Origin of the sequence: Leadbettera azotonutricia ZAS-9 (genome assembly GCF_000214355.1) — a bacterium.
Lineage (GTDB): Bacteria > Spirochaetota > Spirochaetia > Treponematales > Breznakiellaceae > Leadbettera > Leadbettera azotonutricia.
The window spans coordinates 3173643-3185585 of the sequence record NC_015577.1; the positions used below are offsets into that span (position 1 = coordinate 3173643).

Here is an 11943-nt window from a genome sequence, read left to right on the forward strand (position 1 = left end):
GTTGAATTACATCCAGTGCCGGCGCTTAAAGACGATGAGCATTCCGGCGACAATGAGTATCATTACACCCCAGACTATTGGGTAGGCGTAACGCATTTCAATTTCGGGCATGAATCTGAAGTTCATGCCGTAGACGCCGACGATGAATGTGAGGGGTATGAAAATCGTGGAGATAATCGTGAGCACCTTCATAACAGAATTCATGCGGTGGGACATCATGGAAAGCCGTACCTCCATGACACCCGCAATGAGTTCCCGGTAGGACTCCACAGTTTCCGCAGCCTGTATCACCGCGTCATGAACGTCCTTGAAGAAAGGTTCAAGCTCGGGCTCGATGAATTTTGATTCCAGGTGGAGTATCATGGAGAGGCTATCCCTGAGGGGCCAGACTATGCGCCTTACGTGAAGGAGGCTCTGCTTAACGCCCTGGAGATCCCGAATAAAGTTGTCGTCCCGCTCGTCAACAGCCCTGTCTTCAAAATCCTCTATGCTGCTCCCCAGCTTGTCAAGGACCAGAAAGTAATCGTCCACTATGGCGTCCATGATCGCATAGGCAAGATAATCGGTGCCCATTTTGCGTATGCGGCCGGCGTTGTTGAGTATTCGCTTGCGTATGCCGTTAAAGGAATCGCCGGGGATCTCCTGAAAGGTGATCACCGTGCTCTCCATAAGCACGAGGCTCATCTGCTCGAATATGTTGGTTCCTTCCTCGCTTGTCCTATTCCGGTTTACCGCCTTAAAGGTGATAAAAATATAATCGTCGAATTCTTCGGCCTTGGGGCGCTGCTCGGTGTCCATAATGTCTTCTACCGTCAATGGGTGTATTTTGTAATTTTCGGCAAGCTTGACGATGTCCAGCTTGTTCCCGATGCCCTCCACATTGATCCAGGTGATGCCCGAGGGGTTGCGGTAGCTTAATAGTTCCTCTGCGGTGCCGGCAGTCTTCATCCAGGCGCCCACAGGGTCATAGCCAATAATGGAAAGATCCATCACTAACGATACTATGAGGGGCCGGGCAGGGGCAAGGGGTTTTCAAAAACCGGCATATCCAAAAAGCCCCTTCACGGGTATGATAAGCCATGATCAAGCAAATCATCTTTGATTTGGACAACACCCTCTATTCGCCCCGGCACGGCCTTGAGATCCGTGTCATGAAGCGGGTAAATGAATTCGTTGCCGCATACCTTGGGCTTTCTGCTGAAGAAGCCATAGAGGAGCGGAGGAAGCATATCGCTCATTACGGCACTACCCTGGAATGGCTCAGGGCCGAAAAGGGCTTCACCGATATAGAAACCTATTTCAAAGCTGTCCATCCCGAAAACGAGGCTGACGACCTGCTTCCCGATCCTGAACTCCGAAGCTTCCTTCAAGGCCTCCCCTGCCCTTATGCGATCCTGACCAATGCGCCTATTGAGCACGCCGAAAGGCTTCTCAGGCTTCTTGGGGCGGCGGATCTTTTTACCGAGATTTTTGACATAAGGCGGCTGAATTACAGGGGCAAGCCCCGCCCCGATGCATATCGTTTTGTTTTGGAAAGCCTGGGGCAAAAAGCGGGCGAAACCTTATTTATTGATGATGTGCCCAAATATGTGGAGGGCTTTCTTGACATTGGGGGCAGGGGCGTCCTGATTGACGAGCTTGATGAATTCCCCGGCTATCCCCATGAAAAAATCCGTGCCTTAAGAGAGCTTAACTCCCTTTTGAACTGATTTGGCATTGAGCCCCTCGGCGTACTTTTTGTACTGCTTCGAAAACTTTTCGATTTTGCAGGTGACCTTTTCCAGGTGCTGGTGCATTTCCCGGATTTGCTCTTCCACGTTTTTTTTGTGCTCCTGCAGCATTTCCACCCGCTGCTTCAGGGTCTTGTCGCCCTTGACGCTCAGTTCCACAAAATTCTTTATCTGCTTGATGGACATGCCCGTGTTTTTGAGGCAGCAGATGAGACCTATCCACTCCAGGTCTTCGTCAGAGTACCGGCGCACACCATTCCTGCTTCTGGATATGCTGGGAAGAAGCCCTTCGTTCTCATAGTACCTGAGCACATGGGGAGGAAGGAAAGTTTTTTCCGAAACTTGCTTAATAGTGTAGGCGACTGCTTTTTCCATTCAGTTATCCTCCCCCGAACGAATCAAACGTTCAGCGTTATCAAGGGAGATATTTTTTTCCCTTGCAATCCTTGCCCTGTCCTCAAATTCAATTTTTGAACTCCGCTTCTCTTCGCCAAGATAAACAATTTTCTCCCTGGCTTTGCCGAATTCCCCTTCCAGGATTTTTTCCTCGCGTCCCAGGGAAAGACGGTTTATCCTTGTCTCCCTGAAGCCAATGGTGGTGGAATATCGGAACAAGGCATCCCGCAAAGGATCAGGGTCTTCAAGGCCGCAGAGGACAGATACCAGGGTTCCGGGCCTTGATTTTTTCATGACACAGGAAGCAAAGGTAACATCCAAAGCGCCTGCCTCGAAAAGCTTTTCCATGAGGAAGCCCAGGGCTTCTCCTGTCATATCGTCGATGTTGGTTTCCATGAGGAGCAGTTCTTCTGCTTTCCAAGGCTTTGGCTTTTCCGCACTGGCCGCGACAGCTTCCCTCCAGGAAGCCCGCAGCATATTGGGCTTGTCCATCTTCCTGCCCCCGATGCCTATGCCCGTTTTTATCACCTTGTAAGAAACAGGGCCGGTAATAAATTCATCGACACAGGACGCAAGAATCGCAGCCCCTGTTGGGGTTGTCATCTCCTTGTCAAAACCGCCGGCACTGACAGGAAGCCCTTTTAGCAGTATTACTACTGCGGGAGCCGGGACAGGGAGTATGCCATGGGCGCATTTCACCGTCCCTCCCCCAAGTTCAATTATGCTTGAAGTAATGCGATCGGGTTTAAGGATATCGAGGCAAATGGCAACACCCACAATATCAATGATGGAATCCAAAGCGCCTACTTCATGGAAGCCAATATCATTGACAGGGATCCCATGCACCTGGGATTCCGCTTCGGCAATGCGGGTAAAAATATCCAGGGCTTTATTCTTTGCGCCTTCCCGGACAGCGGATCTTTCTATGAGGGAGCGTATCTCTTTCCAGGAATTATGGGCGTGGCCGTGATCGTGCCCATGATGATGATCGTGCTCATGATCATGAGCATCCTGGAGTATTACCATTGCATGGGTGCCTGAAATACCGTTGCGTTCATCACGGGTAAAATCAAGCTTCCAGCCGCCTATGTTGAGCTTGTTAAGCTCATCCCTGAGCTCATCAGGATCAACGCCAAGATCCACCAAGGCCCCCAGGCTCATGTCCCCTGAGATGCCGGCAAAACAGTCAAAGTGCAGAGTTTTCAAACTGACCCCTTTTCAAGCCTTTCTTTAAGAATGTCCATGGCCTTGTCTATCATTCTTGCCAGGGACAGGGCTTCAAGTCCGGCAATGAAGAAATGCTCCTGCTGCAGGGGGAGGAGTATGCGCTCCCCTGGGGAAGAAAGCACTGCCTCCGCCATAACCCGGGTAATCTCCCCCATCATGCTGTCGGCAATGACTATGCCGATAGGCCCAAGAATAAACGAAGCGGTTTTCGCGGCAACCCTGACGGCGTTTTCCCCGGCCGCGCCCCGGTGGGCGCCTGCTTTAACCATGCGCTCCGCAGCCACGGCGTTTGTGCCTATGGCAATGACTTCGGCATTGCCGCAAATTTCCTTGACCCTGCCTACAAGCTGGACGCCTATGCCGCCGCCCATGCCGTCAATTATAACTATTGCTGTTTTCATAAAAATCAGTTCCGCCTTGCAGGTGGGCCTATGGTAAACACGACTTCCCTATAGGCAAGGTTATGATTATCATCCCCAGGAAAATAGACAACCACATAATAGGCGCCTTGTTCAATAGGCGCCCGCTCAACCCGCCTAAGCCCGCTGAGGGCCGCGGAAACACCAGACCGGGCGTCGGCGTCAGGCTGGGCCAAAGCCCTGATTGCGGCACGGGCCGCATTTGCATTGGGGTAATAGGAAAAAGAAAGGGGCACATCCGGTTCCGCAGAAGCAACAACCCGCTTGGGATCGCCGTTATACGCGGCTCTCTGGATCCCCTCGGCAATGATCTCCACCGTTGCCTTTTTGATGTGGTACTCTGCCTCCACATCCTCGCCCTGGGCATAACCGTTCCAGGAAGGCCGCCGTATCTTTGCGTAGTAGACCCCGGTATTCACAGGAACCTCGTCATATCTATCCTCATCAAACCAGCGGGCTGTGGGAGAAGGATAATAAATAACTTCAAGGGGCACGTCAACCTCGGCCCTGGCTTCGAGAGGCTGGGGCTGGCCGCTATAAACAACTTCCTGATAGAGGGGGGAAACAATTCCGGGAGAAGGAATAAGAGGCTTGGCGGAATTTCCATCGTCAGCGTCCAGGGTTTTACAGGCTGCCAAATCCATGAGCAAAACCCCGCTGAGCACAGCTGGAACGAGGGATTTGAACAGGCTTCTGCAAAACTTCAAAAGGACCATACTTGAATTAAAGCACATTCCGGGGAGAAATTCCACTTTTGTTTACAGCAGCTTAAGGGCTTCTCCCGGATAGTCCAGCGCCAAATCTGCCGCTGCCTTGAGCGAAGGCCAATCCGGGGTAGCATCGTCGAAGATCGCCACGAAACCCCCGATGCCCGCAGAATGGCAGCCGAGAAGGGAGTCGGGCAAATCCTCAAAGACTACGCATTTTCCCGGAAGGGTTCCCAGGCGGGACGCGGCCGCAAGCCAGATGTCAGGGCAGCTCTTGTTCCTCACCTGTCCATTGGGCGATCTCATCTCGTCAGTATAAACGATAGAAGAAAAGCAGTGCCTTAACTGATGGCGGCTCAAAACACCTTCGCAGAGATGCGGAAAGGACGATGTTGCCATGCCAAGTTTTATGCCCCTGGCCGCGAGGGCTTTTACGAGATCGCCGGCGCCTTTTTTAAGGGGAACTTTTGCAAGATAAGCCTCTTCCACCATTTTTATCCATTGGCTTCTGATTTCTTCGGCAGACAGGCTGAGGCCGTAACGCCGGGTCATATATAAGACTGATTCGGAAAAGGGCATGGTCTTTATGCTATCGTCACAATCACTGTCAGGGGTTTTGCCCAGTGATATAAGCCAATCGCTGGCAACATGATCCCAGAGATGCATGGAATCAATGAGGGTGCCGTCGAGATCAAAAATTGCGGCTTGAAATTTATCGAAAAAACCCATAGAGCATCCTTAACCCAGGCAACGCCTGAGAATCATTGCGGCTTCCCTGATATCGGGCTGGGAAAGTATGGCCGAGATAACCGCGATTCCCGCAGCTCCCGACGCAATGACCTCCGCTGCATTTTTGGGGCCAATGCCGCCTATGCCGATGACAGGTATTTTTACTGATGCCGCTGCGGCCTTGAGCCCGTCGAGACCGATGATTGCGCTGACATCAGCCTTGCTCCCTGTGGGGAATACCGCGCCTGCGCCTATGTAATCCGCCCCATCCCTCTCGGCTCTTACAGCCTCTGCCGGGGTATGTGCCGAAACGCCGATAATAAAATCCTCGCCCCCAACGCGGCGTGCTTCAATGCAGGGCAGATCGGACTGTCCCAGGTGCACGCCCTCCGCTCCTATTGCCAGAGCTATGTCCAGGCGATCATTGATAATGAGGGGTATATGATGAGCCCGCGTTACCCTGAGCGCCTGAAGAGCGAGATCATAAAATTCCCGGGAAGGAATATCCTTCTCCCGGATCTGCACCATGGTAACCCCGCCTGCGATTGCATCCTCTACAGTCTCTACAAGAGGCCGCCCCAGGGAAAGCCCCCTGTCAGTGCAGAGATAGAGCTTAAGGTCTTCGATATTAAGCAAGCTTTGCCCCTTTTGAATTCAACCACAGCGAAAGGGGAATGTAAAGGACAGCAACCAGGGCTATACATAAAAGAGTAGGTATCCAGATTTCAAAATTCGAAAAAAGCCGGTAAGAAACCATTCCTATAACGATAACAATCAGACCCGGCACATGAAGGACCTTCCCAAAGCGTTCTTTCTTCATAATAAAATCCAAAAAGATAACAGAATAAACCGGGACAAACACCATGCCTATGGCACCCAAAAATGTTTCAAGGAAAGTTCCGTATTGCTCAACCGGGAAGAAAACCGAAACAACAATGGTAAAGAAACCAATTACCAGGAGGGGGAGCTTTTCATTCTTTGGCTTTACCAGCTGCCGGGAAGATACCGCCGCTGAATAGAGATCCAAAAATGCTGTCGTAAGGGTGGATAGCACCACAACAGCGCATGCGACAAAGCGGAAAGAACTCCCTGCAATAAAAGCGAAAATATCCCCGCCCGTAGTCACCCCGATAAACAAGCCAAAGCCATACATGAGGACAGAGCCCACAAAATACCCGATAAAGGGCATCAGTGCCGCACTGGTCCCGGATTCGGCCTTGCAGGCATAATCCCCTGCCAGGGGCAGCCAGGAAACAGGCATGGCGATGGAAAGCTCTATGCCGAGAGTTACGCTCATTGTTCCCGAGAGGGCTGCGCCTCCATTCCCCGCAGATTCGGCAAAAAGAACCACGCAAAGGCAGGCTAACAGTATTACTGCGATTTCGTTCAGTTTTCCTGCGGGACTACCCAGTATCAATGCCCAAATTAGTACTAATACTGATAAAACAAGCGCAATTATCCAAAACGGAAAATCAGTAAAAACACCGGCAATGGCGCTCCCTGCCTGTACCACCATGACTATAGTCCACCCTGTAAGCTGTATCACATTGCAGAGTGCCACCAATATGCCCCCCGCCTTCCCCAGGGAAAACCCGACACTGTCCATGGCGTTCTCTTTCCGGGTATATGAAACCCAGGAGCCGAAAGCCAAAAGCCCTGTACCGATAATATGGCCCGCGATAATGACGACAATCCCCCGGGCAAGACCCAACGGCGCCAGAAGTCCCCCGGTGTAGATCTCCGAAATGGAGATGGCAGCGCCGAGCCACAGGAGAAGCATGGTATGTTTCTTCATAAAAAAGCCTCCGCATGGGTATGACGCGAAGGCGAAAATGCCAAGACATTCTCCCTACGCCGGCATTACCCGGATCAGGTTTAAGGGTTAGAAGGGCCAATTCCCTTCTTCTCAGCCGATTGCTCAGCACCCCTGTTAAATTGTTGATACATTCTCTACTGCAACACAAATAATGTCAAGGACTGAAGTCCCCGGCTCTTTAACGGACGAGGCTATTCCTGCCTGATTATCTCCGTGTCGAAGCTTGGCGCAATTGCCTTGCCCGGCGGCACTATGAGCACTTCAGATTCGTTGAATTCGCCTTTTAGCATCTTTTCCAATAACGAAGGGCTCCCCTGCTCCTCGCTGAAATTCCACTTGAGGTAGTCGGCGCTCTCTTTGGTGAAGGAACGGTAAAAATCGGAATTGCCCAAACATTCCCAATTAATGAAAAATGCCCGGTTGTATGATTTGAACCAGCCCTGCTCCATCTCCATAAGGTACTCGGCGTTATCGTCGCCGTATTTATCCACATAGGATTTATACGTGATTTCGTAACGCTCTTTGCCAGGCTGGAGGGATCGCTCGATCCAGCCCCGGGAATACCAAAAAGTTCCCGGGTATTCATTAAAAAGCTCTGTGTAGCGTTCTTTTGATCCCAGAATCATGGTGATGCAGTCGTGGGCTTTGGGAACTGCCAGAGGTATATTGAGGCTTTTAAGCCCCACGATGCTGTTGTCGCAGAGGCCGTAAGCCAGAATTATATAATCGTAGGAAATCTTTTTTTCAAAAAGCTGGTAGGGGAAACTGCCGTTGGCCTTTTCAATTTCTTCCGCAAGGAAAGCCCTGAGCTTGTCGGGATTTTCGTGAAGCCCCTGGGGCAAAAAGGTAGTGTCCACATAGCAGGGCGAGCGGCTGCTCAGATAGGAAATCTCCCGCCTCAACACATCGCAGGCAATTACTTTCAGCCTTAGCATAGCATCCTCATTCGCCCATCTTATGCAGCTTTATTGGGCGTTGTCTAGACATCCCTTAACCATGCTTGTATGGTGGAGAAGTGAGTGGACAGGAACTCAAAAAACAGGGATTGCTCAGAGTCGAGGGCATAAAAAAAAGTTTCGGCGAAACCCAGATTTTGCGGGGCATTGATCTTTCCGTGGAGAAAGGGGAATTCATCACCATACTGGGTTCCTCTGGCTGCGGGAAAACCACCCTCCTCAGGATCATCGCGGGCCTTGAGACCGCTGACGAGGGCCGCATTTTCCTTAATAACCGTGAAGTGTCCGGTGATGAGCCCCACAAGCGGGATGTGCGCATGGTCTTCCAGAACTATGCGCTTTTCCCCCACATGAATGTAGAAGCCAACATTGGCTACAGCCTCCGATTAAAACATGCTTCCAGGGGAAAAATAAAACAGGAAACCGCGGATGCCCTCAATCTGGTGCAGCTCCATGGTTATGAAAAACGCATGCCTTCCGAGCTTTCAGGAGGCCAGCGGCAAAGGGTGGCATTGGCACGCGCCCTGGTCAACAAGCCTCCCCTCCTTCTCCTGGACGAGCCCCTGGGCGCATTGGATTTGCAGCTCCGCAGGCAGATGCAGATTGAACTTAAGCGCATACAGCAGCAGCTGGGAATTACCTTCATATATATAACCCACGATCAGGAAGAAGCCCTCACCATGTCTGACAGGATAGCGGTGATGCGCCATGGTTTTTTTGAACAGCTGGGTTCGGCCACGGATATTTACAACCTGCCTGCTACAAGCTATGTTGCCCGCTTTGTGGGGAACGCCAATATCCTGAGGGGTAAACTGATCTCAAAAGAAAAAGCCGATGGAAAAACTATTCTCGGCATTGAAGTTTCCGGCAGTACAGTAAAGGCTGCTATAGCGCAAAATGATAGCTCAAACACGTTTGCCATTCCAAATCCCGGCGAGGCCGCAGCCATTGCAATACGCACAGAGCATGTAATCCTTTCGCCCCCGGGCAGTGCGGGCGGCCAGGGCCTCCTTGCCAGAATTACTGCCCGCAGTTTTACCGGTGGACAGCTCCGTATAACCGCAGTTCTCAAGGAAGGCGGGGAAATAACCGCTTCACGCCATGGCATGGATTCGCCCCTTCAAATTGGCGAAGAGGTCTTTGCCAACTGGGCTTCCCCGGAGGATGCGATTTTAGTGGAAGACACAGAATGAAAAACAACGGGAAGCTGCGGCTCCCTCCAAAAGCGGCGCTGTTCAACGCGGCCCTCCCCATGTTCATCTTCACCCTGGCCTTTGTGCTGGGCCCCATGATTTACATGGTGGTCTTAAGCTTTATGCAGCGGGAAGGGAATTGGGGGGTAGCGGCGAATTTCACTTTAAGGAATTATGCCCGCATCGGGGAGCCGGTGTACCTTGCGACCTTTGCACAGTCAGTGAGGCTGGCATTCACCACCACTATCCTCACCGGCGCCCTGGGCTATCCCTTCGGCTATTATATGGCGAGGCTCAAACCTGTATGGCGGGGGCGGGTCATGCTCCTCATCATTATTCCTTTTTGGACAAGCTCGCTCATGCGGCTCTACGGCTGGATCATCATGTTCAGGGCTAACGGGGTTCTGGACAGCATGCTTCTCAAATTGGGCTTTGCTTCCGGGCCGCTGCGTCTCCTCTACACCTACCCTGCGGTGGTTACGGGCATGGTTTACGCCCTCATCCCCTTCATGATCTATTCGGTTTATGCAAGCGCGGAAAAGCTGGATTGGGCTCTTGTGGAAGCGGCCCGCAATCTTGGGGCTTCACGGTTCAAGGCTTTTGCCACTGTAAGCTTCCCCCTCACCATGCCGGGGCTTTTTTCGGGCATAGTCCTCACCTTCATCCCTTCCATGGGGCTTTTCTTCATTGCTGATATTCTAGGAGGCAACAAGGTGGTACTGGTGGGGAATGTCATACAGGAGCAATTGATGAAAGCCCACGATTGGCCTTATGCCGCAGCCCTCAGCGTGATGCTTATGGCCATGACCAGTTTATTTATCTTCTTATATAGAAGGCTCACAAGGTCGGGCGACCTGGAGGGGCTGGTGTGAGGGGCGCAAAAGGAAGGGGCAGGAAAATCTACATCGCTTTGCTCCTGACTTTGATGTATGTCCCCATAGTGCTGGTAATAGTGTACTCATTTAACCAGAGCAGGCTTTCGTCGGTGTGGAGCGGTTTTACCCTGAGCTGGTACAGGGAGCTTTTCCGGGACAGGGCCATATTCGAGGCATTGAGGAACAGCCTGGTGCTGGCAGTGATTTCAAGCTTCTCGGCTGCGGTCATCGGAACCCTGGGGGCTGTGGGCATGGCAAGGCTCAAGCCTCCGCCGGGAAAAATCGGCAAGGCCATGGAGTACCTTTCCATACTCCCCATCATGATACCCGAGATTATTCTGGGCATGGTGATGCTGGCTTTCTTCTCCCTTTTGGGGCTGCCCCTGGGCATGCTCACCCTTATTCTGGCGCATACCTGTTTTTGCATACCCTACATTTACCTTCTTGTAAAGGCGAGGCTTGCAGGGCTGGACAAAAGCTTTGCCGAGGCTGCCCGCAACCTGGGCGCCAACGAATGGCGGGCCTTCAGGGACATCACCTTCCCCCTCATACTTCCTGCGGTTGTCTCAGGCATACTCCTCTCCTTTGCCATGAGTTTCGACGATGTGATCATCAGCGTCTTTGTGACAGGGCCCCATACCAATACATTGCCCATACGCATCTATTCCCAGATGAAAACAGGGGTCACCCCGAAGACCAACGCTCTCTGCACCCTGGTCTTTGCGGCCACAGTTCTTTTGTGTATACTATCAACAGTGGCTGCCCGTATAAGGGTAAAGACGCCAAAAAAGGAGCAAAGTAAATGAAGAAGATCGCGGTTATGTTGGGATTGGCTTTTATCTTAGTAATCCCATCGATTCTCTTTGCGGGCGGGTCCAAAGACAAGCAGGCAAAGAAAGAATTCACCCTCTACACCTGGTCGGAGATGTTCCCCCAGGAGATTCTCGACGGCTTTGAAAAAGAGACGGGAATCCGGATAAATTATGTCAACTTTGATTATGACGAAACCATGCTCACCAAGCTTGAGACAGCAGGGGGCGGGGATTACGATCTGGTCATAGCCGACGACTACATTATCGAGACCGCCGTCGAAAAGGGCCTGGCGCAAAAACTGGACAAATCAAAAATTAAAAACTACAGCGGCATCAATCCCATTTATCAGAAGCAGTTCTACGACCTCAGGGATGAATACACTGTGCCTTACGGCGCCGGGGTTCAAACCATCGTATACGATCCTTCCACAGTAAAAGTGAAGATATCAGGGTACGCCGATCTTTGGGACCCAAGCCTTAGAAACAGCATTGGCACCATCGAAAACTACAGGGTGATAAACGGCATGGCCCTCAAGGTTTTGGGCAAGAGTTACAACACTGAAAATATTGCAGATATCCAGGCTGCCGGCGACAGGCTCACAGCCTTGGCCCCGAATATCAGGCTTATAAAAGACGATAACCTCCAGGACGAAATTATCTCCGGAGAAATTTCCGCGGCGGTAATGTACACCTCCCAGGTAACCATGGCGAAGATTGAGAACCCGAATCTCGAAGTGGTATTCCCCAAAGAAGGAATAGGCTTTGGCATCATGGCGGGCTTCATTCCCAGCAAGGCCCCCAACGCCGAAGCTGCTTATGCCTTCCTCAACTATATTATGGACGCACAGAGAGGCGCCGAATGTTTTGAATACCTGGGCTACTACAGTACCTGGACTTCTTCTGATTCCTACATCAGCCCTGAATATAAGGACTTCCTCACCCTGCCTGCAGGCTTCAATCTGGATATGGAAATGATCCAGAACATCAGCCCCAGAGCTGACGAGGAACATTCCAAGATTTGGACAGCCTTTAAGACTGCCGCGGGTAATTAACGCATAAAGTGTGTTGATTCATTTTCCCTTA

Annotated in this window: 14 protein-coding genes and 1 riboswitch; of the genes, 5 read left to right on the top strand and 9 right to left on the bottom strand. The window is 51.5% G+C overall.

What is annotated here, in order from left to right; all coding sequences use genetic code 11:
* Positions 1 to 6 precede the first annotated feature (6 nt).
* On the bottom strand, positions 7 to 990 hold the full coding sequence (gene corA, locus TREAZ_RS13965; RefSeq protein WP_015712532.1) for a magnesium/cobalt transporter CorA: 984 nt from the start codon (positions 988 to 990) through the stop codon (positions 7 to 9).
* A gap of 89 nt (positions 991 to 1079) precedes the next feature.
* Here corA and TREAZ_RS13970 point away from each other — a divergent pair, with 89 nt between their 5' ends.
* Positions 1080 to 1709 (top strand): HAD-IA family hydrolase, encoded by a 630-nt coding sequence (locus TREAZ_RS13970; protein WP_015712534.1) that lies wholly within the window; start codon positions 1080 to 1082, stop codon positions 1707 to 1709.
* On the opposite strand, the gene TREAZ_RS13975 is transcribed toward TREAZ_RS13970, so the two are convergent.
* The 8 genes from TREAZ_RS13975 to TREAZ_RS14010 form a co-directional block, all read right to left on the bottom strand.
* Positions 1680 to 2105: a MerR family transcriptional regulator gene (locus TREAZ_RS13975; protein WP_015712535.1), complete on the bottom strand. Its 426-nt coding sequence runs from the start codon at positions 2103 to 2105 to the stop codon at positions 1680 to 1682. The two genes, TREAZ_RS13970 and TREAZ_RS13975, sit on opposite strands and share 30 nt — an antisense overlap.
* Positions 2106 to 3332, bottom strand: a complete 1227-nt coding sequence (larC, locus tag TREAZ_RS13980) for a nickel pincer cofactor biosynthesis protein LarC (protein WP_015712536.1) — start codon at positions 3330 to 3332, stop codon at positions 2106 to 2108. It abuts the gene before it with no gap.
* A complete protein-coding gene (locus TREAZ_RS13985; RefSeq protein WP_015712537.1) occupies positions 3329 to 3754 on the bottom strand; it encodes a DUF3842 family protein in 426 nt (141 codons plus the stop codon). The genes larC and TREAZ_RS13985 overlap by 4 nt, the downstream gene beginning before the upstream one ends.
* Before the next feature lie 5 nt (positions 3755 to 3759).
* Positions 3760 to 4488 (bottom strand): hypothetical protein, encoded by a 729-nt coding sequence (locus TREAZ_RS13990; protein ID WP_043923119.1) that lies wholly within the window; start codon positions 4486 to 4488, stop codon positions 3760 to 3762.
* Between the two features lie 42 nt (positions 4489 to 4530).
* Positions 4531 to 5208 carry an HAD family hydrolase gene (locus TREAZ_RS13995; protein WP_015712540.1) on the bottom strand — a complete coding sequence of 226 codons (678 nt, stop codon included), beginning with the start codon at positions 5206 to 5208 and terminating at the stop codon, positions 4531 to 4533.
* A 9-nt stretch (positions 5209 to 5217) separates the two neighbouring features.
* Positions 5218 to 5844, bottom strand: a complete 627-nt coding sequence (gene thiE, locus TREAZ_RS14000) for a thiamine phosphate synthase (RefSeq protein WP_015712541.1) — start codon at positions 5842 to 5844, stop codon at positions 5218 to 5220.
* Positions 5837 to 7003: an SLC5/6 family protein gene (locus tag TREAZ_RS14005; protein WP_015712542.1), complete on the bottom strand. Its 1167-nt coding sequence runs from the start codon at positions 7001 to 7003 to the stop codon at positions 5837 to 5839. The genes thiE and TREAZ_RS14005 overlap by 8 nt, the downstream gene beginning before the upstream one ends.
* Before the next feature lie 34 nt (positions 7004 to 7037).
* A riboswitch (TPP riboswitch) is annotated at positions 7038 to 7147 on the bottom strand.
* A 68-nt stretch (positions 7148 to 7215) separates the two neighbouring features.
* Positions 7216 to 7959 carry a DUF1638 domain-containing protein gene (locus TREAZ_RS14010; RefSeq protein ID WP_015712543.1) on the bottom strand — a complete coding sequence of 248 codons (744 nt, stop codon included), beginning with the start codon at positions 7957 to 7959 and terminating at the stop codon, positions 7216 to 7218.
* Between the two features lie 80 nt (positions 7960 to 8039).
* On the opposite strand from TREAZ_RS14010, the gene TREAZ_RS14015 reads away from it, so the two are divergent.
* Genes TREAZ_RS14015 through TREAZ_RS14030 form a run of 4 tightly spaced genes read left to right on the top strand, consistent with a single transcriptional unit; the run spans position 8040 to position 11912 of the window.
* The gene (locus TREAZ_RS14015) at positions 8040 to 9173 is read left to right on the top strand and encodes an ABC transporter ATP-binding protein (RefSeq protein ID WP_015712544.1); all 1134 of its coding nucleotides are present in this window, start codon (positions 8040 to 8042) and stop codon (positions 9171 to 9173) included.
* Positions 9170 to 10045 carry an ABC transporter permease gene (locus TREAZ_RS14020; RefSeq protein ID WP_015712545.1) on the top strand — a complete coding sequence of 292 codons (876 nt, stop codon included), beginning with the start codon at positions 9170 to 9172 and terminating at the stop codon, positions 10043 to 10045. Before TREAZ_RS14015 ends, TREAZ_RS14020 begins: the two co-directional genes overlap by 4 nt.
* Positions 10042 to 10854, top strand: coding sequence for an ABC transporter permease (locus TREAZ_RS14025; RefSeq protein WP_015712546.1), 813 nt, complete (start codon positions 10042 to 10044; stop codon positions 10852 to 10854). Before TREAZ_RS14020 ends, TREAZ_RS14025 begins: the two co-directional genes overlap by 4 nt.
* Entirely contained in the window at positions 10851 to 11912 is a 1062-nt protein-coding gene (locus TREAZ_RS14030; protein ID WP_015712547.1) for a polyamine ABC transporter substrate-binding protein, read from the top strand. Before TREAZ_RS14025 ends, TREAZ_RS14030 begins: the two co-directional genes overlap by 4 nt.
* Positions 11913 to 11943 lie beyond the last annotated feature (31 nt).